Source organism: Acetobacter sp. ESL1128 (assembly GCF_058505085.1).
The window spans coordinates 2680371-2706948 of sequence record NZ_CP196369.1 but is presented as its reverse complement, the minus strand read 5'-3'; the positions used below and the strand labels follow the sequence as shown (position 1 = coordinate 2706948).

The following is a 26578-nucleotide window of genomic DNA, read 5'->3' as shown; positions in this document are numbered from 1 at the left end:
TGCCTCGTTATATGGGGGCGCAGGCCCCCAATGGGCGCTGCTCAGGCGGTCAGGGCTTCGGGCGCGGTGCGCGCACGTTTGACCAGCAGCTTGTTCAGGGCGTGCACGTAGGCGCGCACGGCGGACACAACGGTATCTGCATCCGCGCCCTGGCCATCAACCAGCTTGCCGTCTTCTTCCAGCCGGACTGTGGTGCGGGCCTGTGCATCCGTGCCTTCCGTTACCGCACCAACGCTGAACAGCGCCAGACGGGCCTCATGCGGGAAGGCCAGACGCAGCGCGTTAAAGGCGGCGTCCACCGGCCCGTTGCCCGTGGCATTGGTCTGCACGTCCTTGCCATCGACCTGAATGGTCAGGTCCACTTCGGAAGGTTTGCCCGAGGTGGATGTCAGGCTCAGGGCTGCAAAGCGGATATGGTCGTGGTCACGGGCTTCATCATCAACCAGTGCGACAATGTCATCGTCGTAAACGACCTTCTTGCGGTCAGCCAGATCCTTGAAGCGGGAGAACGCTTCGTTCAGGCGGGTATCATCCATGTCCGCATAGCCCAGCGCCTTGAGCTTGTCGCGGAAGGCGGCACGGCCCGAATGCTTGCCCATAACCAGAGAAGAGCGGCTCCAGCCCACGCTTTCGGGGGTCATGATTTCATAGGTCGCGGCGTTTTTCAGCACCCCGTCCTGATGAATGCCACTTTCATGCGCAAAGGCGTTGCGGCCCACAATGGCCTTGTTGGGCTGCACGTCAAAGCTGGTAATGGTGGCCAGCATGCGGGAGACCTTGAGCAGGTCGGTGGTCTGGATGTTGGTGGTGTAGGGGTACTGGTCGTGGCGTGTGCGCAGCGCCATCACAATTTCTTCCAGTGCGGCGTTCCCTGCGCGTTCCCCAATGCCGTTAATGGTGCATTCCACCTGCCGTGCGCCACCGCGCAGGGAGGCCAGCGTATTGGCAACGCCCAAGCCCAGGTCGTTATGGTTATGGGCAGAAAAAATGACCTGATCCGCACCCGGCACACGTTCGCGCAGCATGGAAAAGATTTTTTCCATGTCTTCGGGGGTCGCGTATCCGACCGTATCGGGCACGTTGATGGTGGTGGCCCCGGCCTTGATCGCGGCTTCCACACAGCGGCACAGAAAATCCGGGTCGGTGCGGGAGCCATCCTCGGCGGACCATTCCACGTCATCTGTCAGGTTACGTGCGGCGGTGTTGCCGGTGGTAATCAGGTCCAGAACGGTTTCCGGCTCCATGCGCAGCTTGTACTTCATGTGCAGCGGGGAGGTGGAAATAAAGTTGTGGATACGCTTGCGCTCTGCCGGTGCCAGTGCCTCGCCTGCCGCAGCAATATCCTTTGCTCCCCCACTGCGTGCGAGCGCGCAGATAACGGCCCCCTTGGTGTGGCGGGCAATTTCGTTCACGGATTCAAAGTCACCCTTGGAGGCAACGGGAAAACCCGCCTCGATCACATCCACACCCAATGTTGCCAGAGCTTCGGCCATGCGCAGCTTTTCGGCCAGGTTCATGGAAAAACCGGGGGACTGTTCGCCGTCACGCAAGGTGGTGTCAAAAATAATGACACGCTCAGCCGTCATGCGGCCAAAGGATGGGTGATTGAAGCTGGACTGATCAGCAGACATGAAAAATATTCCTGAATTGACTTTGGTCTGGCGCTGCCAAAGGCTTGTCACGCCTTATGTTTGCCTGTGCTGCACACAGGCGCTCTCACTTGCAAAATCCCCTGGGCGCGGCAGCACATGGCCACCCGGATCGCTCAGGGGCTGATAAGTCGAAGGAGAAGGTCCAGACGAAAAGCCACGCCGCCCTGAGCCGCTGTTACGCGGGTCTTGAGGGAATCGGACATGAACCGGTCGGAGATCATGCCCGGTAGAATACCGTCCTGTTTTGTCAGCGCAACAGGAAAATGACCGGCGTGGGAAATCATTGGGCTCTGCTTCAGCCCTGCGGCCTGCCACGGCGCAGGGTGTGCAGCACATACAGCATGACCCCCAGCAGCACGGCGGCAAAGGTCTGGTGTACGGCCCCGGCCCATACCGGCACAACCAGCAGCAGGGTGGTAACCCCCAGCGCATACTGCACCAGCACGGCCCAGCCGAGCAGAATAATGCCGTTTTGCGCCTGTGGGCCAAGCCCCGCACCCCGCCGCAGCCCGGCCAGCAGCACTGCGCCAATGCTCAGCGCGGTCAGGGTGGCCAGCAGGCGGTGGTCAAACTGGATGGCGGCCTTGTTGACGATCCAGTTCATCCACAGGGGGGAAAGCTGGGCGTAGTCAGCCGGAACAAGGTGCCCGTCCATGAGCGGGAAGGTGTTGAACAAAAAGCCCGCATGGGTGCCCGCCGTAAAGCCGCCCGCAATAATGGTGATGCACAGCAGCCCGATGCTCAGGCACGCCAGACGCCGGGTGAGTTTGACACCGGGCGTAAAGGGCGTGGGTTCAGGCTGGGGCCAGCGGATGGAAAACGCAGTCCACAGAATGGCCCCATACAGCAGTAGAGCGGCACTCAGATGCAGCACGAGTCGTACCGGCTCAACCGCCGTGCTGTTGGCCCGGAAGCCCGAGGCCACCATAAACCAGCCAATGGCGCCCTGAAGCGCTCCGAGAATGAAAAACACGAACAGGCGCACGGCAAGGCGGCGGGTGATCATGCCCCGGATAACAAACCAGACCAGTGGTGCCAGCAGCACCAGCCCCATAAGGCGCCCCCAGAAGCGGTGGATCCATTCGGCCCAGAATATTTTCTGGAATCCTTCCAGACCGAACCCTTCATGCTGGAGGTGGTACTGGGGAATGGTCTGGTACAGTGCAAACAGCCGTTCCCACTCTGCGTGGGACAGGGGCGGGATCATGCCGCTCACGGGCTGCCAGTCCATAATGGACAGGCCAGAGCCGGTCAGGCGGGTCACGCCGCCAATGGCGATCATGCCCAGCAACATGAAACACAGAAGGAACAGCCAGCCCGAAATCAGGCGGCGGTGGGCAGGCGTCATGTCTTGCTGGCGCTGGGGCGTGGTGGGCATGGCACTCTTTTGCGCTTGGGTTAAACTTTATGGCTAGGGTTTACAGCCAGCTTGCGGGCCGCGGCAAGAAGATGCTAGCGCCCAAGGGATGGAACCAGCCACTCCTGCACCGGAGCAGCCCGCCAGGGTCGTGTTCAAACCTTTGCTAATGCTGCTTATTCTGGTGGTGGGGGCAATCGGGTTGCGGCATGTGCCTGCCCTGGAGCAGGTGCTGGGCAGTACGGATATGCTGCGCGCGGGCGTGGGCGGCCGGCTGGTGTTTGTGGCGGGGGCAACGGTCTGGTGTGCTTTTGGGCTGCCCCGGCAGGTTGCCGGCTTTGCCGCAGGGCTGACCTATGGTGTGGCCGAAGGGCTTGCCATGATCACCATAGCTTCTACATTAGGGTGTGTGGCCGGTTTTTTATGGGCCCGCTGGGGTGGTCGTTCATGGGCGCAGGCTCGCCTTGGACCACGGTTTGAAAAGCTGGACGCGTTTTTAACCCATAAGCCCTTCCTGAGTATTCTGACATTGCGCCTGCTGCCTGTTGGGTCGGCCCTGCTGCTCAACCTGCTCGGAGGTGTGTCCGGTATGGCTGTATGGCCATTCTTTGCGGCAACCCTGCTGGGTGCGCTGCCCCAGAACGCCGTTGCGGTGCTGCTTGGGGCTGGTGTGCAGGTGGGGGCGGCCTGGCAGTATGGTGCGGGGGCCGGTCTGTTTGCCTTTTCTGCCGTGCTGGGCTGGTGGCTGTGGCGGCACGCCCGTATTGCCCGGGCCAGTGCGCAGGGCTAGGCCCGGAGCGTTGTGTGCAGGCAGGCCACCAGCATCTGCCTGTTATGAACACGGCCCTGTTCCTCAATAGTTTTTCCATTATGGGATGAATTTTTTGCGGCACTTATCTCATTCGGCACACCCGGAGGGCCGGGTATGACGTCTTCTTCCTCATCCCCCACGGCGCAGGGTACGCCGGGGCCGGCTTTTGCACAGGGTGTGCCGGGCTGGCTGTCCCTTCTGCTTGGGTTCCTGACCGCTGTTGGGCCTATTTCTACCGATATTTATCTGCCCGCCTTCCCGGCCATGGAGCAGAGTTTTCATACCAGTGCGGGCAATGTGCAGTTTACGCTGGCCATCTGGTTTGTGGGGCTTGCCATAGGGCAGTTGAGCGTAGGGCCGCTGGCAGACCGGTATGGCCGGCGCATGCCCCTGCTGGTGGGGAACGTGCTGTATGCGGTGGCGTCTGCCGTTTGTGCATTTGCACCGGATATTACGCTGTTTTCCGCTGCCCGGTTTGTGGCGTCTATTGGGGCGTCGGCCAGTCTGGTTGTGCCCACCGCATGTGTGCGTGATGTGGTGTCCGACCGGGCGGCGGGGGCACGCATGATGTCCCGCCTGATCATGGTCATGGGGGTGGTGCCTATTCTGGCGCCCATGCTGGGTGGTCTGGTGGTGGAGTTTGTGTCGTGGCGGATTATTTTCTGGGCTTCGGCGGTGTACGGGTTGGTCTGTGTGGGGCTTGTGCTGTGGGTTCTGCCTGAAACACTGCCTTACCAGAAGCGCCAGAGCCTTTCCCCCATGACCCTGCTGACCCGCTACGTGGGCCTGCTGGGGGATAGGGGCTACAGCATTTACGCCCTGATCACGGCGTTCTCGACGTTTATGACCTTCAGTTACCTGACCGCAGCACCGTTTGTTTTTGTGCAGCTTTTCCACTTTTCGCCATTGCATTTTTCCATGCTGTTCGGGGTCATGTCCGTGTTCATGATCGGGGCATCACAGGTGAATGGCCTGCTGGTCGGGCGGGTGGACCCGGCCCGTCTTTTGCATGGTGCTGTGGCCCTGTCGGTTCTGGGTACGGTGCTGATGGTGGGCGTTAGCGTGTGGGGTTGTTGGTACGCGCCAGTGGCGTACAGGCCGTATGAGGTGTGGCTGGTTATTGGGACCATGGTCATAGCCCTTGCACCAACGGGTATTATTTTCCCCAATGCGATGATGATGGCTCTGGCCGACCATCCGGCTCAGGCGGGGGCGGCATCCGCCCTTGCAGGCACGTTGCAGTACGTGCTTGGCGCACTGGCCGGGGTGCTGGTGGGTCAGTTTGCCGCCACATCTTCGTTACCAATGGCTGGCTGTATGGGCTTTGGTGCGCTTATGATGCTGTGTATGCATACATTCCGCCCCGCTTTGCATGATGTTGCCTGATCCTGCATGGGCAGCCATGCCTTGCCCGGTTAAGATCAAGCTGTCATGCCCACGGGGATGGCAGGACACAAATAATGGGGGGCATGCCTGACATGCTACGGCATCCAGCAAGACGGGCTCATATTCTGGCTCTTATCGGGGCTGGTGTGCTGATTGTGACCTTTGGTGGCATTGGCATAGAACTCGGGAACGACATGGCCCGCCATGGCAACCTGGACCGCCAGAGCACGGCCGCAGGTAGTTATTTGCGCGGCGTGCACCACGCCACCAGCAATGCCCGTATCTGCCATTATGCCTTTGAGGCCGAACATAACCCGGCTGATGGCGAATGTTACCTACAGGCCATTACCCAGCTTTCCGATGCCCGTGCAGGGTTTGACGGCTTCCGCTCCGTGCAGCTGCGTGAAGGAAGCGGGCGCAAGGAAGTGCTGGGGGTGGTGGAAAAACAGCTCCAGACCATTAGCGCATGGCCCCGATCGGCCGAGGCCATGCCGCAGGGCGGGGCTGCCCTGCTGGCCACACTGGACCAGAACCTGTCTGTGCTCAGCCGCGCCAGTACGCTTGATCAGGCGGACCGGGTTGCCAATATGCTGCGCAATACAAGCTGGCAGCGCAGGCTGGCTGTTCTGGGTATTCTGACTGGTGTGCTGAGCATGATCTCGGCAGGCTGGGTGCTGGACCGTTCTTCCCTTGCTGCCGCACGGGCCGAGGCATCCTCGCGTGATCTGGCGTTGCGGCTGCGCGCCACGCTGGACAGTCTGAGCCTTGGTGTTGCGGTGTTTGGTGCGGATGGGCGGCTATGGCACTGGAACGAGCAACTGGCCACGGTGCTTGGTCTGGGCAAGGATTTTTTGCGCACGGGCCTGTCCTACAATGCCCTGAGCGGCATGCTGGTTGTGGATGGCGTGCCCCTGCTGGAACCGTTTGAACATATTGAGAGCAGCCTGTCCAAAGGGGAGCTGGCACCGCCGGTTGTGGTGGAATGCAAGGGCGGCAATGGCGCGGATCTGGAACTGTGCCGCACGCTGTTCTTTGCCCCCGATGGTGCAGCCGAGCGGCGCGGGTTTGTGCTGACTGCGGCAGATATTACCATGCGCCTGCGCAGTGAGCGCGCTCTGGGCGAGGCACAGAAGCTGCGTGCCCTTGGTCAGTTGACCGCAGGCATTGCCCACGACTTTAAAAACCTGCTCACGGTTATTCTGGGTAATCTGGAACTCGCGGCGGAATATGATCAGCCGGATCAGGTGGAGCAGCGGCAGGAATACCTGTCCGCGGCCACACATGCCGGGCATCGTTCCGAAGCGCTGACCGGGCAGCTCCTCTCCTTCATGCGTAGGCAGCGTGGGGCACCGGATTCGTTGCGGCTATCGGACCTGTTCTCCTTTCTGGGTGGGTTGCTTGGGCGTGTCATCGGCCCGCGCATTGTGGTGGAGTGCGGTGTTGTGGCCGATGTGTGGCCTGTCCGCGCAGACCCCGCGCAGTTGGAAAGTGCCGTGCTTAATCTGGCCATCAATGCGCGGGATGCCATGCCTTCTGGCGGGCGGCTGCGCATTACGGCGCGGAATGTCACGTTCTCGGTCAATGCTGACCTGATGGGCCTGCCGGTGGAGGAAGGGCGCAGTATCCGTGTTGTTTCTGATGCCTCCCCCCTGCCTGCAGGGGACTGGGTCCGGCTGGATGTGGTGGATAGCGGTTTTGGCATGACGCGGGAGGTCATGGACCGCCTGTTCGAACCGTTCTTTACCACCAAGCGCGAGGGAGCGGGTACCGGCCTTGGCATGGCCATGGTTCTGGCTTTTTCCCAGCAGGTGAATGGCCGGGTTGTGGTGGCAACGGGGCGTGGCAGCGGGACCGAGGTTTCGCTGTGGCTGCCACGCGCCATAACGGCCAGCGCCGGGGCGGAGGCCACGTCAGCCGAGGCCGTGCCCGCTTTGGCCAGACCCGCCAGCCCGGCCCCGCAGGCGCAGGCACGCAGCCTGCAGGTGCTTGTGGTGGAGGATGATGCCGCCATACGCGATATTGTCGTGACCATTCTGAGCATGGCAGGCCACAAGGTGCTGGAGGCGGGGGATGGCGAACAGGCGTTTGATACAGCCGCCGGGGTGGAAGGTACGCTTGACCTGCTGGTGACCGATATTCAGCTCCCCGGCCCGCTTGACGGGGTTACCCTCTCGCGCGTGCTGGTGGAGCGCTACCCTGCTCTGGCCGTGGTGTATATGTCGGGCGACCTGACAGCCGATTCCCCCCCGCCGGAGGGGAGCGTGCCCAATGTGCGCCTGCTGGCCAAACCTTTCCGCCGCGATGGGCTGATGGAAGCCGTAACCGCGGCACTGGGTGCGCGCGCGGGGGTCTGACCAGCCGGATATTTCCTTGCGGAACGCTCCCGTGCGGGATAGAGCGGGGCCGGTTGCCTCAGAACTGTTCGCCGGCGGTGCTTGACCTATGGGAATAAGGCAGGATGGAAAACGCGCTTCCACAACGCTGGGCGCATGGATGAAGGATTGTCAAATACCATGACGGGACGTCAGGATATCGACCTTAAGGATTACATCCGTCACATTCCCGATTTTCCCAAGCCGGGTATTTTATTCTACGATATTTCAACCCTGATGCGGAACCCCGATGCATGGCAGATTGCCATGGGCCGCCTGACGCGCCAGATCGCTCCCTTGCAGCCCGACCTGCTGGCCGCAGTGGAATCCCGCGGGTTCCTGACCGCCGCCCCGATTGCCGATCGCATGGGCTGCGGCATGCTCATGCTGCGTAAAAGCGGCAAACTGCCGGGCAAGACAATCTCGCACACCTATGAGCTGGAATATGGCTCCGACACGCTTGAAATTCAGGCTGATGCCGTCAAGCCCGGTCAGCGCGTTGTGGTCATGGATGACCTGCTGGCAACCGGTGGCACGCTCGCTGCCTCCATCGACCTGCTGCGTAAAGCCGGGGCCGAGGTTGTTGGCGCATCCGTGCTGGTTGAACTGACAGGCCTTGGCGGCCGCGACAAGCTGGACACGACTGTAACAAGCCTGCTGTCCTACGAAGACTAAAAGCGGACGACGTTTTTTTGTATGCCATGTCCTGTGCGTAACGCTGGGTGCAGGACAGGGCATACGAGGTGTGAATACGCTTTTGGGCTTCTTTGGGGTAAGAAGAAGCAGATGGCAGTCTCTCTGATCAGTCCTGACCGGCAGAACGCGGCATGAAGGCTGCGGCGTTTTCATTTGGCCAGTTCTGTCAGGCCTTCAAAACCATTGTCCGGCAGGCGCTCGAGGGGGGAGGCCCCCCGCGTGACCTGAGCAGGCTGCGCTGGCTGTTTGCCCCTAACCTGCTGTCTTTCGGGTATGCACTCCGGACCACCATATCGTCCCTTATAGCCCTTGGCATTGCCCTGTGGTGGGAGTTGGGGAGCCCGCAATGGGCCGCCCTGACCGTGTGGATGGTGGCACAGGGCACGCGCGGCAAGTCCATTGCCAAGGCGCGGTGGCATATGTTTGGCATGGTGGTGGGCACATTGTGTGCGCTTATCCTTGTCGGGAGCATGCCGCAGTCCCCGCTGCTCTATATTTTCTGGCTTGCGGTGGGTATTGGCGGGTTCTGCTTTGTGGGCACCCTGCTGCCCGGCCCTGCCAGCATGACCAATTACCGTATTCATGGCATGCGGGCCTCGGGTTTTACCTACGCCATTATCGCGCTTGATGGGGCTGCCGCCCCGGACCAGATTTTCCATATCGCCATGGCGCGCGCCACGTATATTACGCTGGGCATTGTGGTGGAAACCACCATATCCTCCCTGTTCCAGTACCGGCTTGGCCTGCGGGCCAGAAACAGGCTTGCCACCAATTTTGTGCAGGCACTTGATGGTGCCGTGCCAGCACTTGTGCGCCTGCTTGGGGGGGACCGCCGCGCGGTTGCCAATTCCCCCGACGTGTTCACCACCATTGTTGGCCTGAGCGATCAGGTCGAGTTTGCGGAAGTGGAAATGGGCGAGCACCAGCACGAGGGCGACCATGCCCGTGCCGCCCTTGCCGCCATAGCCGTGCTTATGTCCCGTGGGTTGGACCTTGGTGCCCTGCTCTCCATGCCTGAAAGTCAGGGTAAGGAGTATTTGCAGGTTGCACAGCAGGTGGCCGGGTTTTTAAAGACCATTCCCCAGCGCCTGACGGATGAGTCGCCTGTGGCCCCGGTCCTGCGGGATCTGACCGCCCTGCGCGCCACCTGCACCCAGCTTGCGGCGACCTGCCTTGAGCAGGAGATGATAGCGGCCACCAACCCGCCTATTGATGTGGCACAGGAGAGTAGCCTCTCGCGTGAGGGGCAGTTGCTCCACAAGCTGGGTGCCATTCTGGATGAGTTGCAACAGGCCATTGAACAGTTCGAGATGAGCCGCAACCCGACGCCGCATGACCACTTCAGGTACCCCATGCGCAGTTACCGGGACTGGCGCATGGCCTTTACCAACAGCCTGCGGGCATCAGTCACTATTTTTGCTTCGGGGCTGATCTGGATTACAACGGGCTGGACCGATGGGCTGACATTCATGATGTTTGTCTCCATTGTCTGTGCCCTGTTCTCCACGCTGGAGCAGCCTGCACTGGCCACGCAGGCGTTTTTGCACGGCACGATTTTTGTTGTGGGCATGAGCGGGCTGCTTGATCTGTGGGTCATAGCCCAGCCAACAATATACGAAACACTGGCCCTGTGTCTGGCCGTGCCCATGCTGGTGGGGGGGCTGGCCTTTGCGTGGCCCCCGCTCATACTGGCGGCAGTTGCGTATAACCTGTTCCTGCCCATTCTTATCGGCCCGATGAATCAGGGCCGGATGGACGAAATCCTGTTTTTCAACACCGCGCTGCCGCTGTTTCTGGCCATGGTTTTTTCCATGTGGATGTACCGGCTCTTCCTGCCGTTTGACCCGGATGGCCTGCGGTGGGACCTGCGCGTGAGTATTCTGCGCCGCCTGCGCAGGCTGGCCCAGCACCGTGCCGCCCCCCCCATGACCGAAGTGATCGGCCGCGGGGTGGATGGCTTTGTCCGGCTGGCATCCATGACAACAGATGATGGCAACACCTACGTGCGTGACCGGTATGTAAGCGGTGTGCTCTCGGGCATGACCATAGAGCTTAACCTTTTGCGTCTGCGCGTTATTCTGGGGCGCAATATTCTGCCAGCTGATGCCCGGCACGCCACACAGGCCATGATGAACCGCATGCAGCAGTTTTCTGGCCGGTATGGTGGGCAGTATGGCCGCACAGCACGGGCGGCCGCTTTGGCGGTGGAATACCTCTCGCGCATGGAGCAGGCCGAAACCAACCTGTCCGTGCGCGAGGAAATGCTGCGTGTGCTTGCCAGCCTGCATGTGATTGCAACGGAACTTAAAGAAAATCAGGCGTTCTTTGACGCATCCTCCCCTTATCTGGACAAGGCGTTTACCTGAACGCAAGGTAGGCCAGTTACGGCAGAGTCGGTCATAAGGGAGAAACATCATGCCAGATGCAGGAGTTGCATGGGATAACGCGCGGGCCAGAACCCTGTTGCGCTCCATGTTTGATGCCGCCGTAGCCAGCGCAGACCCGTTTGTGGTGCTGGCCAAACACCTGCCCCCCAAACCCAAAGGGCGCTGCATTGTGGTGGGGGCTGGCAAGGCCTCGGCGGCAATGGCCGCAGCCCTGGAAGCTGCTTGGCCCGATGTGCCGCTTGAGGGTGTGGTGGTCACGCGTGACGGGCATGCCGCCCCGACCCGGCATGTGCGTATTCTGGAAGCCTCCCACCCTGTCCCCGATGCCCGGAGCGAGGCAGCCGCCCGCGCCATTATGCATGCCGTAACGGGGCTTGGGCCGGATGATCTGGTGATTGCCCTTGTATCAGGCGGGGGGTCGTCCCTTCTGGCGTTGCCCGCGCCGGGGCTGACGCTGGAAGATAAGCGCCTTGTCGGGCGGCAACTGCTGCATTCTGGCGCGACCATTACGGAAATGAACACCGTGCGGCGCTACCTGTCCGCCATCAAAGGGGGGCGGCTGGCGCAGGCTGCCAGTCCTGCACAGGTGCTGACACTGGTGATCAGTGACGTGCCGGGGGATGATCCATCGGTGATTGCCAGCGGGCCAACCGTGCCGCCATCAGGCACGGCAGCGGATGCGCTGCAGATTGTGGAACGGTATGGGCTGGACCTTTCCCCCACTGTGCGGGGGGTGCTGGAGCAGGCTGTGGCAAACCAGCAGGACCATAAACCCGTAGCGGACCCGCGCAACCGTGTGGTGCTGATTGCCACCCCGCTTATGGCGCTTATGGCCGCAGCAGATGTTGCGCGGCAGCAGGGCGTGACACCGCTTATGCTGGGTGATGCACTGGAGGGGGAAAGTCAGGTTGCCGGTATTCTGCTGGGTGGCATGGCGCGTTCCGTGCATGCGCATGGTCTGCCCGTTCCCTCGCCTGCGGTGTTGTTAAGCGGGGGGGAAACAACCGTGACCATCCGTGCGGGGGAAGGGGCTGGTAAAGGCGGGCGGAATACGGAGTTCCTGCTCTCCTGCGCGCATTTTCTGGGTGGGGAGAGTGGTATCTGGGGGCTGGCAGGCGATAGTGATGGCATAGACGGCACGGAAGATGCCGCCGGTGCCATTTTTGCCCCCGATACACTGGCCCGTGCAGCGCAGGCGGGCTGCATGCCTGAGCCATTCCTGCGGAACCATGACAGCTACAGTTTTTTCAAGGCGGTGGATGATCTGCTCATGACCGGGCCAACGCTGACCAATGTCAATGACATCCGCCTGCTCCTGATTACCTGAAAAAGCCGGGCTTAGTCCTGCAATGCGCGGGCGACCTCGCGGCGCAGGGCGGGAAGAACGGTTGCCCCGAATGCGGGTGTGCGCCGTTCCCACGCCCCTGTGCGCCATGATGGATGGGGGAGGGGGAAGTAGGTAGGCAAAAACTCTTCAAACCGCATAACCCGGTCGAACACCCCGCCTTTGCCCAGCACATAATTCTGCGCATAGGAGCCTACCAGCAGGGTCAGCCGGATATTGGGCAGATGTTCCAGAATGCGTTTGCGCCATAAAGGCGCACATTCCGGCCTTGGGGGGCGGTCTCCCCCTTTTGGCAGCACGCCGGGGTAGCATAGCCCCATGGGTACAATGGCGATTTTTTCCGTATCGTAAAAAAGGCTGCGGTCCATGCCCAGCCACGCCCGCAGGCGATCGCCCGAGGCATCGTTAAAGGGGATCCCCGTTTCATGGACCTTGGTGCCGGGAGCCTGCCCCGCAATCAGCAACCGTGCGCGGGGGGAGATATGGAGTACCGGGCGTGGCCCAAGTGGCAGGGCATGGGCACAGGCCGAGCAGGCGCGGACCTGCTGGAGCAGTGCGTGTAACTGGTGGTCCGTTTCTGTGTGCGCCAGAATCTGGGCTCCTGCTGGTTCCGGGGTGGGGTATCCCTTTGTCCCGGAATGGGTGGGTGCTTTTTATGTGTGGTTGGAAAGTCTGGAAAAAAGGGCTGGAATGTCTTCTTCCGATATTTCTCCATAACCATGGGACACAAGGTTAGGCAGGTCCGGCAGGCCCGGGTGGGAGCGGCTGCTGGCTGCGGCATAATTACCGGGGAAGCGGATTCCTGCTTTTTCCGCCTCGGTCAGGAAAGGCTGCACCTTGCCGAACCCACCGGGCAGGAACCAGCTCAGGCGGGGGGCATGCTCTGTGCCGCAGAATTCCATACGGCCAAAAAACCGTTCCAATGCGGCCATAAAAACCTCTCTGCGGCGCATCATAACCACCCGTGTACGGCGCAGGGCATTGTCCAGCTCGCCCGAGTCCAGCATGCGGGCCAGAGCTTCCTGCTCCAGCCAGGGCAGACCGTTCCCCGTAAGCAGCTTGGCCTCCAGCACGGCTGGCAGGAAGGACCAGGGGACGACCAGATACCCAAGCATCAGCCCGCCACCAAGGCAGGGAGCAAACAGGCCCGCATGGAGCAGGTTGCGCCCCCCTGTAAGGGAGAGAAGGGAGGGGATCGGTTTTTTTTCAAACGAGAGCAGGTCATACATCGCTTCTTCAAACACAAGGCAGCGGTCCTGCATGGCCAGTGCTGCAATATGTTTGCGACGGGGCAGCGAAAGCGTGACATTGGTCGGGATGTGGCACCCCGGATTAACGCATAAAAGGCGTGCCTGCTCGGGGGCCAGATCAGCCAGCTTGATCCCCTTGCGGTCAATTGCGCCGTTAATCACGTGCATGCCCAGTTTTTCGTATAACTGGCGTTTTCCCGGGTAGCATGGGTCTTCAAGAATCACATGGTCGCCGGTTTTAAGCAGGGCATGTGCAATAATGGAATGCGCTTGCTGTAGCCCCGTAACAATAATGATCTGCTGCGGGTCAATGGTGACGCCGTGGCGTAAATGCAGCCACCGGGCCAGTGTTGAACGCAGGAAGGGGAGCCCGGCATTGGGTTGGAACTCGCCCCCCCGTTTCCAGTTATCGCGCAGCAGCAGGCGTTCGATGGTTTTTTGCCATGCGGGAAAACGATAAAGCGGCATGTTGCTGCCAAAACCGAGGTTAAAGACTCCATCGGGTGTTTGGCGTTCCTGTGCCGGGTCTCCAATAAAAGCCTGACCGGGCCATGATGGCTCCCCAAGGGATGCGGCCGCGGCACCGCGTTCGTTCCCCAACTGCGCAACGGAGCTGGTGCTGCATGGTGGTGTGGGGTGGATGAATGTCCCGCGTGAGGGGCGCGTCTGCAAATACCCTTCCGTTTCCAGATGTTCAAAAACAAGCACGACCGTATTGCGCGATACGCCCCAGCGTACGGATGCCTCCCTTATGCCCGGCAGAGGGGTGTTGGGGCGCAGCATGCCAGAGGCAATAGCGGCAATAATCTGCCGCATAATCTGTTTTTGCAGCCCTTCGCGGGCATTGCGGTCAAGCTGGGGCACAAACATGCGGGCCTACTTTCATGCACATATTGCACTATTTAATATCGTTTAAACCGTACCCATAAAAATTATAAAAGCCGTCACTGTCGTAAAATGCAACGAATTAATACTAATCAAAATAGTAAATGGTTAAAAACAACGCGGCGTGGAACATGATTTACCCTTCCTCACTCTCGGCTCCCCGGTCCTTCCTCTCCCTTTCGGGGCGGGCTATGGCCTGCCTGTCCAGGCGGAACCGGCTTGCTTGCGCCGCTTTGCCATCCCTGATCCTTGCATCGGGTCTTGTGGCGTCCGCCACATCTTCCGCCAAAGCCGAAACACAGGGCAAACCTTCAGGTGCCAAAACCGCCCCTGCTCCTGCCAAGGGCGGCAAGGCCAGCAAAGTGGGCAAGGTGGCTTCTCCTGCGGCATCAGGCGGGCTGGAGACCGTTATGGTCACAGCCAACCGGCGCACGCAGGATATTCAAAAGGTTGCGGCCACCGTTACGGCAATCAGTGCAACCACCATTGCCCGGCAGCATCTGGATAGTGCAGCCGATGTGGCCGCTTTTGCCCCTAACGTGCTGGGGTATAATTTTGATGGTCGCTTGCGCCCCCGGTATTACATCCGTGGTGTTGGCAACGGGAATGTGGCCAATAACGCCATTGGTGCGGTGGCGGTTTATGCGGATGATGTGTATCTGAACAGCCTGAGCTTTCAGGGCTTCCCGCTGTTTGATCAGGCGCAGGTTGCTATTCTTAACGGTCCGCAGGGCACCCTGTGGGGCAAGAATGCAACGGCAGGGGCCATACAGTTTACCTCCCGCCGTCCCGAATTTAAAAAAGAGGGTCACGCACAGGTCGATTTTGGCGATTATGGTCAAAAACGGGGTGAGTTTGTTATCAACACCCCCATTACCGCCAATACGTTGACCACCCGCCTGTCTGTTCGGCAGGAAAATTCGGATGGCTGGGCAAAAAATGCCAGCACAGGCAAGGATGTCGGTAATTTTGGTGACTTTGCCGCCCGCTTTCAAACGCTCTGGCGGCCATCGGATGATCTGGAGTTTCTGCTGAATACGCATGTGCGTGACATGCAGAGTTCCAACGTGCCTTATTATAGCGCTTCGGGCACGTCGGTATATTCACCGCTTAAAACATCAAGCAGGGACTGGACCAATTCCAACGTCAACGGGCGTCAGGCTCTTGTGTCGGAGGGGGTATCCCTGCACACAACGTGGCATCCGGGGCATGGGCTGACCTTTACCTCCATTACCGCGTTTGAAAACGCACAGCGCCGCCAGACTGGGGATGGAGATTACACGCCCCTTGAATACAGCAGGTCTTATGACAAACTGCACCCTGTGCAGGTCAGTCAGGAGTTTCGTCTTGCATCAGACCCACACCAGCGGATCGCGTGGATTGCAGGCGCTTATTATTTTCATGAAACCCTGAACGACCACTACGCGACTGCAACGCTCCCCCCCGGTGCGCCTACAACGCCCGCCATTATTGGCCAGCCTGCCTTTACATCCACACAATACCGGCAAACCACAGATAGTTTTGCTATTTTTGGTAATACAACCATCCATGTTGTGCCGTGGTTTCAGGTTGCTGGTGGGGTAAGGTGGACGCACGACCACCTGCGCCTTGATCTGGACAGTGTTCAGGCAAGGTCTCCGGTTTCGTTCGCGGGGAATGCGACAAACTGGTGGAATGCCCAGAACGTTCTTTCACCCATAACGGGGATTGATAGTTACCATGGAGGCAAAAGCTGGTCGAATGTCAGCTTTGATGTGGAGCCACAGTTCCTGATTGGAAAAAATCAGATGCTCTACGTGCGTATTGCCGATGGTTATCGTTCAGGCGTGTTCAATACCCAGATTACTCCCAACCCGGTTAACAGGGGGGGCACGCCGTTGCAGACAGCACGGCCGGTTAACCCCGAAACCCTGACATCCTACGAAGCCGGTTACAAAGGAAGCTGGTTTAACCACCGCCTGACCCTGAGTGCCGATGGTTTTTACTCAAAATACGACAATATCCAGACCTCCTGGACCGCAACGGATGCCGCAACAAAATCAACCATTATTTCTCTTACCAATGCCGCATCCGGGCGCACTTTGGGGGGGGAGTTCTCCTTTCAGGCCCGCCCGATTGATGACCTGACAATATCTGGGAATGTGGGTGTTCTCAGAACAAAGTTTACGGACTTTACCGCCCCCACCGGTGCAACCAGCCTGAAGGGTAACGAGTTCGCCCGTGCGCCGCACCAGACAGCCAATATTTCGGTGGACTGGAACTTCCGTACCGGTATTGGCAACGGCAGCGTTGGCACGCACTGGAACTATACCGGGCATTATTATTACCTCGTTTCCAACGAAAAAGCATCTGCCCTTCAGCAATCATCTGTCTGGCTGGGGGATGTTCATGCCTCCTTCCGTCCGGGGAACAGCCGGTGGGAAATCAGCGGGATTGTCAACAATATTACCGGTAACCGTTATCTGGTGCAGGTGCTGCCGTATTCCGCAACAAGCCAGACATTTACTTACCAGTACAGCAATCCCCGCATGTTCCTGCTTTCGGCCCGCGTGGACTTTTTCTGAGGAGAGCGCGTCATGACAATCCATAAGACTGTAATCGACCTGCACTCCCACTGGTTTGCACCTTCCACACTGGATATTCTTGGGCGCCGTGCGGAGGCACCGCGTATTGGCCGTCAGGGAGATGAACTTGCCATCTGGCGCACGGGGGCGGGGGTAGGCAAGGGGGGAGCATTCCCCCTTGGTGCGCAATGGTACGATTTGCAAACCCGACTGACTCATCTGGATCATGTAGGGATTGCGCACCAGCTTTTATCCTGGCCAACAACACTGGGGGTAGATGCCGCACTCCCCTTTGCGGATACGCAGGACCTGTGGACGCAGTGGAATAACGATACCGCCGCTCTTGTGGCCCAGCACCCGGACCGCTTTAGCGCCGTGGCGGCGCTCAGCACGGATAATCTGGCCTGGTCTGCCAAAGAGCTGGAACGCGGGCATGAAAAACTGGGCCTGATCGGGGGTGTATTACCTGTTAACGGGTTTTTCTCCCGTCGCTCGGCAGAGGCTTTTCGGGGAATATTCGAAGTGGCTCAGGCACATCGCAGCCATATTTACCTGCATACGGGGTTTGCCAGCCCCAAGGTTCATGGCCAGCCCCCCGATATTCTACATGATGACAACGAAGCCCTGCGCTGGGTCATAGACAACGGGTTCTGCTTTGCATCTGCCGTTGCAACGCTGGCGTTTACGGATTTTCTGGCCCCATTCCCCGATGTGACAATCCAGATAGCCATGCTGGGCGGTACGGCACTGGGGGCGCTGGCGGCCGAACAGGCCGTAGTCTCCCCCCGCGTGCAGGCTGGCCCGCTGCGTGAGCACTTTAAGCAGATATGGCTGGATACGGGGGCAGCAGGCAGTGGAACGGCTGCTGTTGCTGCAGCCGTGCGGGTTCTGGGGTCTGAACGCGTTGTCTTTGGCTCGGACTATGCCCCGGTGCCCGATATTAGGCCTACGCTTGAGCGTGTGCGCGCGGCAACGGCAACCGACCCCGATGGACAGAAATCAGTTCTTTTTTGGAATGCACAGCAGCTTTTGGCACGCCATGGCGTGCAGGTTGCCCCACAGGAGTAAAAAGCCATGACCCGTCCGGTTATTCATTACACCCGTTGCCCGTCTGTGCCGACCATTAGCGCACTGGCAGAAGCTTGGGGCACGCTGCGGGCTGAGTTTGCAGAAGAGCACGATGTTGACATTGTTTTTCAGTCCGTAGGGTTTTCACCCAAAACGGAATACGATCACAAAGATCGGTTCTGGCTTCGTAATGCCGGGCATGCACCAGCCATATGGAAAAAAAGCCATGGCGTGGACTGCAAGGTTGTGGGTCTTGCTTTTCTGGATGGTCGCTACCCGGTGTTGAGCCTCCATTCTTCCGGGCTTGCACAGCCCGCGGCCCTTAAAGGCAAGCGGCTTGCGGTGTTTTACAACCCCGATAGCCCGTTTGACCTGATGATTGCACAACAGCTCAAGATTTATCAGACCACTCTGGCCACTGTCGGGCTGGGTCTTGATGATGTGGAACTGGTGCGTATTCCACGCACTTTTCCACCACGCGGGGAGCGGCAGAGCTTTCTGCTCGCGGGTTTTCAGTCAGCTCTGGCAGCATTGGAGGAGGGTATTGTGGATGCGGTGGCCGCATCCATCCCCCCCGATGGTGGCCTCTACCCACGCCTGAATGTGGTGTACGACACCCGGCTTGCCCCGGACCTTATCTCGCGCGTGCATCCTTCCGTGCTGCGTGGTCTGGTGGTCAGCACGGCGTTGATTGAAGAGCAGCGAGACCTGCTGGTGCGCATTGTGGCAACGCTTGTGCGCACGGCAGAGCGGGCGGCAACCCAGCCGCTGGATGCCCTGCGGGCTCTGGCGACCGATCTGGGGCAGGCACCAGAAAACCTTGCCGCAGTGTATGAGAACATCGCACAGGGTATCCGGCTGGACCTGAATGATGATTATGTCGCGACGCTGGATGCACAAAAAACCTTTTTGCTGCGTCAGGGGCTGATCAAAAAAGATTTTGATCTGGAAAGCTGGATTGACCGCTCAATTCTGGCAGATGCCACGGCCCTTGCGCTGCGAGCCCCCCAAAATGCTGCAGTTTTCGAACAGACGCACCCTCAACCGGTATGAGGATACAGCCATGTCTTCCACTGCAACCACACTCTCTTCAGTTACCCCGCACGTGACAAATCAGCCCGCTGTGACCGGCACGGCATTGTCACGCCATCCAGCGCTGGTGCTGCTGCTGGCAACGGGTACGGTTTGCGCCATGGATAATATGGTTCTTTCCGGATTGCTGACACCAATCAAGGCGGATCTCCATCTTTCGGATGCTGCTTTTGGGAGTGTATCCTCCGCCTCCACACTGGCGGGTATTCTGGGTGCACCACTTTTTGCAGTGCTGGCAGCACGGTTCAGTCGCCGTTCCGTGCTGGTCGGGTCTATTGTGCTGTGGAGTCTGGCATCGGCGGGTAGTGCGCTTTCTACTGGTCTGGCAACACTGGTTTTGTGGCGCACACTTACCAGTTTTGGCATGGCGGCCTATCAGGGCATTGTGCCGGGCTGGCTGGCCGACCTTTATAACAGGAAAGAGCGGAACTTCGTTTTTTCTCTTTTCATGTTGCGTAACAAGCTCGGGTCTGCGCTGGCTTTTGGTGTTGGGGGGTGGATTGCAGCCCACTCCAACTGGCATCAGGCATTTTTTCTCACCGGTCTGCCGGGTCTTGTTCTGGGTTTTCTGTTACTGTTTGTGCCTGAGCCGGTTCCGGGCCAGTCTGATGGTCATGTACCCGCGGTGGAGAACAAGGTCAGCTGGAAACAACAGTTTTCTGTTTTTCGTATTGTTCCCTACACCACACATCTGATCGCTCTAAGCCTGTTTTTTTCCGGCACAATTACCGCGCAGATGTGGCTTCCCGCGTTTTTGCACCGGGTGCATGGTCTGGATAACCTGCATGCCACGGGCTTTGCGTTCTCAGCCCTTATGCTCACCCTTCCGGCGGGGCCGGTGGGTGGGTGGTTGACGGGGCGTTATCTGGCCGGGCGCACGGGGGCCATTGCCGCATCTCTTGCTGTAAGCGCGCTCTTGGCTTCGGTTTTGTTCACCATTGGTTTTACGGCATCTTCCCTACGCGTCTGCGAGGTTTTTTCCCTGCTGGCCATTGCATCTTTTGGTGCCACGGCAGGGAGCCTGACCACGCTGCTGGTTGAAACTGTGCCTCCGGCTTTGCGCACTATTTCCGGTTCGTTTGGCGCGATGGTTGCTGGTGGAGCATCAGGGCTTTTTGCCCCATGGCTTCTGGGTCTGATTTCCGATCATGCGGGTCTGGCACAGGCCATTCTTATTGGACCGGCTTTTTATGCAGCATCATCCATCTTCTGGATCTGGCTGGCAGTTCACGCCAAAAACGACTCAAAGAAAGATTGATCTCATGACTTTCATCGAAAAAAACACAAGCTTTCCTGCTCCTCGTAATGATCTTGTGCGTGCCACGCGCCCGCAGGCAGTGGCGCCTTACCCACAGGACTGGGTCGATGCTGCGCAAAAACTTGCGCATGAATTTGCCGAAGGTGCTGTTCAGCGTGATCTGGATGGCGCAAGGCCCGTTGAGCAGATCCGCCGCCTGCGCGAAAGCGGGCTTGTCAGCCTGCTATACCCCAAAAATCTTGGGGGCGGTGGAGGTTCGCTCCGCGATGCTGCGCAAAGTGTGCTGGAAATTGCCAAGGTGGATGGCTCCACCGCAGCGCTGCTTGGGTTTAATTACTATAACTCCCTTGTGCCGCTGCTAACGGACTACACCGGTGCGAATGATGATGTTGTGCGCCATGCCGCGAATAACCGGTTTTTCTGGGGTAATGTCACACAGTATGTGAACAAGGAGTTTGTGGCCGAACACCACCCGGATGGCGGATTTACAATTACCGGGACCAAAAAGTGGAACACGGGTGCGCCACTGGCAGAAATTACAACAGTGCTGGCCATTCACCCCGACCGAGATCACTACATTTACGCTGTAATTCCCACAGCGCGTGAGGGGCTGGAGTTCCATAATGACTGGGACCCGATTGGTTTGCGCGGCACGGATTCAGGCACCATTACCTTCCATAATGTGCGGATTTTGCCAGAAGATGTCCTGCATTGGGGCCACAGCCCGGCCCAGACCGGCCCCTTGCCCTTGTGGGCCAGCTTTGGTGCCATTTTTTATACGGCTGTGTTCATCGGCCGCACGCTGGGGGCTTTGGAGCATGCGCGCAAGTGGGTGCTGCAGGGGCGCAGGCAGGGCAGCTTTGGGGGTGTCAGTATTTCGGCGGATGACCCGTTCATTCAGGCTGAATTTGCTGAATACTGGGTGCAGGTTCAGGCGGCTCAGGCGTATTTTGAGAGAACCATTGCTTTTGTGCAGGAACAATGGGACCGGCGCTCCTCCCTGACGGAAGAAGATTATGGCGCTATTGCGCTGGAAACGCTCTCGCTCCGCACTTTTGCTGCACGCACGGCTTTGCATATTACACCGCGTGTTTTTGAGTTGCTGGGGGGACGTTCAACCGCACGGGAAGCAGATTTTGACCAGTACTGGCGGGATGTCAGAACCCTGTCTTCCCATGACCCGGAAGTGTTGGCCCGCCGCGTAATTGGCAAGCATGTCCTGCATCAGGACCCTCTGGTTTTCCCGTCGCATTTCAAGCAGGATAAAGCTGGTTAAAAGAATACTTGGAGTTTTTTCTGGCCCACTCCAGGTGTGTAACACTCCTGGAGTGGGCGGAAAAACCCTTTGATAAAATAATGGTTTTTAGGAATATTTTTTTATTCACTCCATGCGTGGAGTATCTATGGTCTTCCTGATGTGGGGAAGCCATAAGAATAGTTGCGCGAAGGAGGATGTCTGGATCCTTCGGGCTGGGGTAATGATCTTCATATAAGGTGATCATCCCTGTGTTTTTATATTTCAGATCTTTATGGCATTGTCGCGCCTCATGCAGGGTGGGTGACGAGATTCCTTATCCAGATACATGCTGTACAGTACAGCATGTATCTGATGCAGGATGGTCTTGAACCTCCTTCTCCCATTCTCTTTTCCTTTGCTCCAGCGTGTTTGTGCTGGCTTTAACCCGCCCGTTTGGATGTCTGGTAAACAGAGGTGTGTGTAGTTCTGCTGGATATAGGCGATGCCATAAGGGGTAGAACGGAAGTCTGTTGCTTTATGGTTGTTTGTATAAATGCTGGGCAGAACCACGAGATAGGTCTGAACAGTGCCAGTGCCAGTGTGGCTGTAGCAATCCTGCTTGGGGCTGGTGCTGTACTCCGTACATCTGACGGCAGACCTGCAAGGGCATAGGAGAAAGAGGCAAGCCGTTCTGCCGTATGTTGTGGCAGGTGGCTTACGGGCAGTTTGGTAATGTTGGCTTCACGCCATAAAAAAACACCGCAGCGTTGCCACTGCGGTGTTTTTTGTAATCCAGCCCATCTGGTGAGGGGCAGAGATAAGGTTGGTTAGACCTTACTGTTCTGCGTCCACCCCGTTATGGGTTTGCGGAGCAAAGGTCCAGCCAGCGCCGTAGGGCTGCGGCATGAACAGGCCCCAGGTTGCCGTAGCGGACGTGGGGTCAGCCCAGCCGGTGGTCGGGATCGGAGCGTGGTCCAGACGGAGTTTCTGAACATCAGCAGCCGTCACGTTAGCCGGAGCCTTGTTGCCCCAGGCGGAGCGGACAAAGTTGACCACATCAGCCATCTGCTGGTCGGACAGAACGCTCTTGTAGTCCGGCATGGCAACGGCGGAAGGTGCCCAGTTGGTGGGCGGCAGAACACCACCAGCCATAACAATATGGGCAATGGAGGTCGGGTCATCCCCAACAACAACCGGGTTGCCAGCCAGCGGCGGGAACATCCGGGCTACACCACCACCATCGTTACGATGGCAGGCTGCGCACTGCTCAACATAAACCCGTGCACCCGGGTTGTTGGCCGTGTTGCCAGAATCCAGAGCCTGAGCCGTGGACGGATCGTACGTGTAATCCCCCCGTGACGGCGGAACCGGAGGCAGGGCCTTCAGGTATTTTGCAATGGCGTGCAGGTCGGAGTCCGTGAAGTACTGGGTGCTCCAGCCAACCACGTCGGCCATGCCGCCAAAGACTGCGGAGTGGTCGGTACGGCCGGATTTGAGGAACTGGAAGATGTCCTCTTCAGACCAGCGGCCCAGACCCACAACCGGGTCGTTGCGCAGTGTAGGCGCAATCCAGTTGTCGATCGGAGCGCCACCGCCAAGGAAGTCCGGACCACCGGAGGCATCCAGAGCCTTTTCCTGCATGGCAAAGCCACGCGGCGTATGGCACATGCCGCAATGCCCGGCACCCGTTACCAGGTATTCACCACGGGCGATGTCTGCATCCGTGCCCGGAGCAGGCGTAAAGTCCTTGGGTGTGGGGGCAAACATGGAGCGCCAGATGGCCAGCGGCCAGCGCATGGACAGAGGCCAGCTAATGCCTGCCTCACGGTTCTTCTGGGCAACAGGCTGCACGCCGTGCATGAAGTAGGCGTAGAGCGACTTCACATCGTCCTGCGTCATGCGGGAGAAGGCCGGGTAAGGCATGGCCGGATAAAGCGTGCTGCCATCCTTGCGGATGCCATGGCGCACGGCTTCATCGAACTCCTGCAACGTGTAGGTGCCAATCCCGTAGGTGGGGTCTGGCGTGATGTTGGTCGAGTAGATCATGCCGATGGGGGTTTTGATTGCCAGCCCACCTGCAAATTTCTGACCATTCAGTGCTGTGTGGCAAGCCACACAGTCACCAAGACGGGCGACATATTCGCCCTTTTTGATCAGGTCTTCATCCGCTCCCTGCGCGTGTGCCAGGGAGGTTCCTGCCAGAAGCCCGACAGTGACCGCTCCAAGAGCGGCTTTTAGTCTGTTCATCATCATTTTTACCACTGTATCGCTTGTGTACCGAATGACGTTATGACTGCCGCTTTATTGGGGCGTAATGCCCACGACAGGGGTCTGAGGAACTCCCTGAGCGTTCTTTCGGGCATCCACTTCGCGCTGATAGGTCTCGTTCGCCCTCTTGATGAGGTACTGACGAATGGATTCGATTTCTTCAGGCTTCATGCTCGTGTCAAAACGGTCCATGCCGTAAGCGGTCAGCGCACCACGGCCCACAACGTTGTAGAACGCATCGTCATGGCGGATGGCACCGGACCAACGCAGGTCAGGGAGCACGCCCGAACCTTCGCCGTTGTCGCCGTGGCAGGTCTGGCAGTAGGTCTGGTACTGGAAGTAGCCCTTGGCAGCTTCCTTGGTGTCATATTCCGCAGGCGGCTTGACGGGCAGGAAGCCCAGTTCGTTCATGGCAGGCAGCTGGGCTTTGCCATCGAGCGAGAACACGGCCACGTAGGAGTGGTTGACGGTCCAGCCCGATGTACGGCCCATGGCACCCATGGAGATCGGGTAGATGCCACCCCAGCCCACTTCAACTGCAACATACTGCTTGCCGTTTACGCTGTAGGTCACGGGCGGAGCAATAATGCCGCTCTGTGCGTCAAACTTGTAAAGGTCGGCACCGTTGGTTGCGTCGTAGGCGTGGAATTCACCGTTGGCCAGGCCCTGGAACAGCAGATCACCGCCCGTTGCCAGAACACCACCGTTCCATGGGCCTTTGTGGTCGATCTTCCACACGGTTTCCATTTTCACGGGATCCCATGCCAGCAGCTCGCCCTTGAGGTCCTTCAGGTAAGCGGAGCGGGCATCGGCCGAGTCAGGCAGACCGGTTTTGGTCATGTCCAGGCCAAGGTTCCAGGCATCGGGGTGGGGTTTGAAGCCGCCAGCCTGGTTCTGGTAACCAAATGGAATCTGGTGTGCAGGCAGATAGACCAGGTGGGTCTTGGGGCTGTACGCCATGGCCATGAAGTTATGGGCACCCAGCGGGCCGGGAATACCGTACCAGAAGTTGCCGTTCAGGGTCCACAGGCCTTCAGGCTTGTAGATCGGGCGGCCCGTCAGCGGGTCCAGACCACTGGCCCAGTTTTCGTACACGTAGTTCTTGCCAGCCAGGAATTCACCCGTCTTGGCATCGAGCATGTAGAAGAAGCCGTTTTTGGGAGCCTGCACCACAACGTGGCGCATTTCACCATTGATCGGCACATCAAGGGTCATGACCTGCTGGACAGAGGTGTAGTCCCACTGGTCCATGGTGGTGGCCTGGAAGTGCCAGACATATTCACCCGTTTCTGGCTTGACGGCGACAATGCTGCCAAGGAACAGGTTGTTGCCAACGCCTTCGGAGCGGTATTTGTAGTTCCAGGGGGAACCGTTACCGACAGCCAGATAGACCAGATCGGACACGGGGTCATACACAATGGAGTCCCACACAGTGCCACCACCGCCCTGACGGACCCATGCCCCGTTGGGGCCCCATGTCCGGTAGGCTTTGGTCATCAGAACATTATCCGACGCAGCGTGGTCGGGTTCGTTCTTGTTGTTCGGAACCGTGTAGAAGCGCCATTTCAGCTTGCCGGTTTCCGCATCAAAAGCGGAGACAAAGCCGCGGGCACCAAATTCTGCGCCACCGTTGCCGATAAGGACAAGGCCCTTGGCAATGCGCACAGCGCCGTCAACCGTATAGGAGCGCTGCTTGCCCAGAGAGGCATCGGCAGGAATGGTGTTGATTTCCCAGGCTTTTTTGCCGGTTTTGGCATCCAGCGCGATCAGGCGGCCATCGAACGTGCCAAAATAGACCTTGCCGTTCCAGTAGCCAGCGCCACGGTTAACCGTGTCACAGCAGCCCTTGTCGGCAATGTTGCCGGGCACCTTGGGGTCGTATTCCCACAGCAGCTTGCCGGTTGCCGCATCAAGGGCTTTCATTTTGGACCAGTTGGTCGTGGCATACATAATGCCGTCCACAATCAGAGGCGTGCCTTCCTGACCGCGGTTGCTGTCCAGATTGTAGTACCAGGCCAGCTTCAGGTTACCAACGTTGGAGCGGTTGATCTGATCCAGCGGGCTGTAGCGCTGTTCAGAGTAGGTGCGTCCATAGGACAGCCAGTTTTCGGGGTGCTCATCGGCATGGATGATGGCTTGTCCCGTGTCACCCTGACTATCGGCGCGGGCAGGGGCTGCTGCGTAAGGTAGGGCAGCGGCACAGATTGTTCCAGCCGCGAGAATTCCTAGCAGCGAACGTCTCTTGGCGGAGGCGGGGCGGGTCATGCGTTCATGTCCTCGACTGTGTATCAAGATGAGGAAAAATAGAGCCGGAAATCCGGTTTCTCACACATCAGCCAAGGCGGGCGCTGTATGTCAATCACGCCAAGAGAATAGCTGCATCCCCACGTATTCGTTCCTTGTAGAGATCAGGGGTGCAAAAGGTCGGTTCCGGCGCATGCAGGAGCGGGAACGGAACTGCGGAAAGATCATGTTATAACAAATTGGAGGTGTGTGGGAAGCCATCAGCAAACTGGTATTCCGCCATCACCTCCCAAAAAGGGTTTTCACGGTTTTTTCCAGTCTTGAACACGGTGAATTCGCAAACTTCTTCTGTCTGGGCAAAGAGATGGCGGTGGGTTGCAAGCCATAAATTGCACACATTCGGGTCCACATCGGTAATGTCTGCCAGGGCAACGCCCGAGGGGAGGAGGGAGTGTGTCGAGGAGACGCCAGCCAGCCGCGCCTGGTTCCTGATTTTCACGGAAAGGTGATCTATAACAGAGGCTTCTACTGTGGCCTCCAGCATGATTCGGTTCCGTTTCAGACTCACGTCAAAACCCGTATGCCGGAGCGTTGCCGGGGCAGGCAGGTGGAGCGTGTACAGGGTCTGGTCCAGTTCCTCCCAGACCTGCGGTTGCATGCGCCCGAAGGACACAAGGGGCAGGTAAAGCAGTGGCATGGCCTTCCA

At 58.8% G+C, this 26578-nt stretch carries 19 protein-coding genes; 11 read left to right on the top strand and 8 right to left on the bottom strand.

Annotation, left to right across the window (positions count from 1 at the left end; translation table 11 throughout):
- Window positions 1–41: 41 nt before the first annotated feature.
- From ACSYTG_RS12595 to ACSYTG_RS12585, 3 genes are all read right to left on the bottom strand, one after another.
- Complete coding sequence (locus ACSYTG_RS12595; protein WP_086646968.1) at window positions 42–1631, bottom strand: 2-isopropylmalate synthase; 1590 nt, start codon at window positions 1629–1631, stop codon at window positions 42–44.
- A gap of 134 nt (window positions 1632–1765) precedes the next feature.
- Entirely contained in the window at window positions 1766–1936 is a 171-nt protein-coding gene (locus ACSYTG_RS12590) for a hypothetical protein (protein WP_158093057.1), read from the bottom strand.
- Window positions 1937–1947: 11 nt separating this feature from the next.
- Window positions 1948–3000, bottom strand: coding sequence for a COX15/CtaA family protein (locus ACSYTG_RS12585; protein ID WP_194301368.1), 1053 nt, complete (start codon window positions 2998–3000; stop codon window positions 1948–1950).
- Window positions 3001–3178: 178 nt separating this feature from the next.
- Between ACSYTG_RS12585 and ACSYTG_RS12580 the strand changes: the two genes are divergently transcribed.
- From ACSYTG_RS12580 to ACSYTG_RS12555, 6 genes are all read left to right on the top strand, one after another.
- A complete protein-coding gene (locus ACSYTG_RS12580) occupies window positions 3179–3799 on the top strand; it encodes a TVP38/TMEM64 family protein (RefSeq protein ID WP_233129176.1) in 621 nt (206 codons plus the stop codon).
- Between the two features lie 135 nt (window positions 3800–3934).
- A complete protein-coding gene (locus ACSYTG_RS12575) occupies window positions 3935–5206 on the top strand; it encodes a multidrug effflux MFS transporter (protein ID WP_086646966.1) in 1272 nt (423 codons plus the stop codon).
- 92 nt (window positions 5207–5298) lie between these two features.
- The gene (locus ACSYTG_RS12570; RefSeq protein ID WP_415420889.1) at window positions 5299–7560 is read left to right on the top strand and encodes an ATP-binding protein; all 2262 of its coding nucleotides are present in this window, start codon (window positions 5299–5301) and stop codon (window positions 7558–7560) included.
- A gap of 159 nt (window positions 7561–7719) precedes the next feature.
- A complete protein-coding gene (locus ACSYTG_RS12565; protein WP_086646965.1) occupies window positions 7720–8253 on the top strand; it encodes an adenine phosphoribosyltransferase in 534 nt (177 codons plus the stop codon).
- Between the two features lie 152 nt (window positions 8254–8405).
- Window positions 8406–10640, top strand: coding sequence for an FUSC family protein (locus ACSYTG_RS12560; protein WP_086646964.1), 2235 nt, complete (start codon window positions 8406–8408; stop codon window positions 10638–10640).
- Window positions 10641–10689: 49 nt separating this feature from the next.
- Complete coding sequence (locus ACSYTG_RS12555; RefSeq protein ID WP_489783396.1) at window positions 10690–11988, top strand: glycerate kinase type-2 family protein; 1299 nt, start codon at window positions 10690–10692, stop codon at window positions 11986–11988.
- Window positions 11989–11999: 11 nt separating this feature from the next.
- Here ACSYTG_RS12555 and ACSYTG_RS12550 read toward each other — a convergent pair whose 3' ends face one another.
- Window positions 12000–12596 carry a uracil-DNA glycosylase family protein gene (locus tag ACSYTG_RS12550; protein WP_489783515.1) on the bottom strand — a complete coding sequence of 199 codons (597 nt, stop codon included), beginning with the start codon at window positions 12594–12596 and terminating at the stop codon, window positions 12000–12002.
- Between the two features lie 63 nt (window positions 12597–12659).
- Window positions 12660–14126, bottom strand: coding sequence for an aminotransferase-like domain-containing protein (locus tag ACSYTG_RS12545; RefSeq protein WP_095350069.1), 1467 nt, complete (start codon window positions 14124–14126; stop codon window positions 12660–12662).
- Window positions 14127–14245: 119 nt separating this feature from the next.
- On the opposite strand from ACSYTG_RS12545, the gene ACSYTG_RS12540 reads away from it, so the two are divergent.
- The 5 genes from ACSYTG_RS12540 to ACSYTG_RS12520 are packed head-to-tail and all read left to right on the top strand — an operon-like array spanning window position 14246 to window position 21399.
- The gene (locus ACSYTG_RS12540) at window positions 14246–16705 is read left to right on the top strand and encodes a TonB-dependent receptor (RefSeq protein WP_086646960.1); all 2460 of its coding nucleotides are present in this window, start codon (window positions 14246–14248) and stop codon (window positions 16703–16705) included.
- Window positions 16706–16717: 12 nt separating this feature from the next.
- Window positions 16718–17773, top strand: a complete 1056-nt coding sequence (locus ACSYTG_RS12535; protein WP_489783395.1) for an amidohydrolase family protein — start codon at window positions 16718–16720, stop codon at window positions 17771–17773.
- A gap of 6 nt (window positions 17774–17779) precedes the next feature.
- On the top strand, window positions 17780–18826 hold the full coding sequence (locus ACSYTG_RS12530; RefSeq protein WP_489783394.1) for an aliphatic sulfonate ABC transporter substrate-binding protein: 1047 nt from the start codon (window positions 17780–17782) through the stop codon (window positions 18824–18826).
- A 10-nt stretch (window positions 18827–18836) separates the two neighbouring features.
- The gene (locus ACSYTG_RS12525) at window positions 18837–20123 is read left to right on the top strand and encodes an MFS transporter (RefSeq protein ID WP_489783393.1); all 1287 of its coding nucleotides are present in this window, start codon (window positions 18837–18839) and stop codon (window positions 20121–20123) included.
- Window positions 20124–20127: 4 nt separating this feature from the next.
- Window positions 20128–21399 (top strand): acyl-CoA dehydrogenase family protein, encoded by a 1272-nt coding sequence (locus ACSYTG_RS12520; RefSeq protein WP_489783392.1) that lies wholly within the window; start codon window positions 20128–20130, stop codon window positions 21397–21399.
- Between the two features lie 795 nt (window positions 21400–22194).
- On the opposite strand, the gene ACSYTG_RS12515 is transcribed toward ACSYTG_RS12520, so the two are convergent.
- From ACSYTG_RS12515 to ACSYTG_RS12505, 3 genes are all read right to left on the bottom strand, one after another.
- On the bottom strand, window positions 22195–23613 hold the full coding sequence (locus ACSYTG_RS12515) for a c-type cytochrome (RefSeq protein ID WP_095350261.1): 1419 nt from the start codon (window positions 23611–23613) through the stop codon (window positions 22195–22197).
- Between the two features lie 48 nt (window positions 23614–23661).
- On the bottom strand, window positions 23662–25893 hold the full coding sequence (locus ACSYTG_RS12510) for a PQQ-dependent dehydrogenase, methanol/ethanol family (RefSeq protein WP_086645063.1): 2232 nt from the start codon (window positions 25891–25893) through the stop codon (window positions 23662–23664).
- Window positions 25894–26101: 208 nt separating this feature from the next.
- On the bottom strand, window positions 26102–26569 hold the full coding sequence (locus ACSYTG_RS12505) for a hypothetical protein (RefSeq protein ID WP_143221935.1): 468 nt from the start codon (window positions 26567–26569) through the stop codon (window positions 26102–26104).
- Between the last annotated feature and the right edge of the window lie 9 nt (window positions 26570–26578).

Excerpts from the sequence above, each read along its gene's own strand:
- ACSYTG_RS12530 (WP_489783394.1), top strand. The coding sequence starts at position 17,780 with ATGACCCGTCCGGTTATTCATTACACCCGTTGCCCGTCTGTGCCGACC.
- ACSYTG_RS12520 (WP_489783392.1), top strand. The coding sequence starts at position 20,128 with ATGACTTTCATCGAAAAAAACACAAGCTTTCCTGCTCCTCGTAATGAT.
- ACSYTG_RS12570 (WP_415420889.1), top strand. The coding sequence starts at position 5,299 with ATGCTACGGCATCCAGCAAGACGGGCTCATATTCTGGCTCTTATCGGG.
- ACSYTG_RS12595 (WP_086646968.1), bottom strand. The coding sequence starts at position 1,631 with ATGTCTGCTGATCAGTCCAGCTTCAATCACCCATCCTTTGGCCGCATG.
- ACSYTG_RS12575 (WP_086646966.1), top strand. The coding sequence starts at position 3,935 with ATGACGTCTTCTTCCTCATCCCCCACGGCGCAGGGTACGCCGGGGCCG.
- ACSYTG_RS12560 (WP_086646964.1), top strand. The coding sequence starts at position 8,406 with ATGAAGGCTGCGGCGTTTTCATTTGGCCAGTTCTGTCAGGCCTTCAAA.
- ACSYTG_RS12505 (WP_143221935.1), bottom strand. The coding sequence starts at position 26,569 with ATGCCACTGCTTTACCTGCCCCTTGTGTCCTTCGGGCGCATGCAACCG.
- ACSYTG_RS12565 (WP_086646965.1), top strand. The coding sequence starts at position 7,720 with ATGACGGGACGTCAGGATATCGACCTTAAGGATTACATCCGTCACATT.
- ACSYTG_RS12515 (WP_095350261.1), bottom strand. The coding sequence starts at position 23,613 with ATGATGATGAACAGACTAAAAGCCGCTCTTGGAGCGGTCACTGTCGGG.
- ACSYTG_RS12580 (WP_233129176.1), top strand. The coding sequence starts at position 3,179 with ATGCTGCTTATTCTGGTGGTGGGGGCAATCGGGTTGCGGCATGTGCCT.
- ACSYTG_RS12555 (WP_489783396.1), top strand. The coding sequence starts at position 10,690 with ATGCCAGATGCAGGAGTTGCATGGGATAACGCGCGGGCCAGAACCCTG.
- ACSYTG_RS12585 (WP_194301368.1), bottom strand. The coding sequence starts at position 3,000 with ATGACGCCTGCCCACCGCCGCCTGATTTCGGGCTGGCTGTTCCTTCTG.
- ACSYTG_RS12535 (WP_489783395.1), top strand. The coding sequence starts at position 16,718 with ATGACAATCCATAAGACTGTAATCGACCTGCACTCCCACTGGTTTGCA.
- ACSYTG_RS12590 (WP_158093057.1), bottom strand. The coding sequence starts at position 1,936 with ATGATTTCCCACGCCGGTCATTTTCCTGTTGCGCTGACAAAACAGGAC.
- ACSYTG_RS12545 (WP_095350069.1), bottom strand. The coding sequence starts at position 14,126 with ATGTTTGTGCCCCAGCTTGACCGCAATGCCCGCGAAGGGCTGCAAAAA.
- ACSYTG_RS12540 (WP_086646960.1), top strand. The coding sequence starts at position 14,246 with ATGGTTAAAAACAACGCGGCGTGGAACATGATTTACCCTTCCTCACTC.
- ACSYTG_RS12510 (WP_086645063.1), bottom strand. The coding sequence starts at position 25,893 with ATGACCCGCCCCGCCTCCGCCAAGAGACGTTCGCTGCTAGGAATTCTC.
- ACSYTG_RS12525 (WP_489783393.1), top strand. The coding sequence starts at position 18,837 with ATGTCTTCCACTGCAACCACACTCTCTTCAGTTACCCCGCACGTGACA.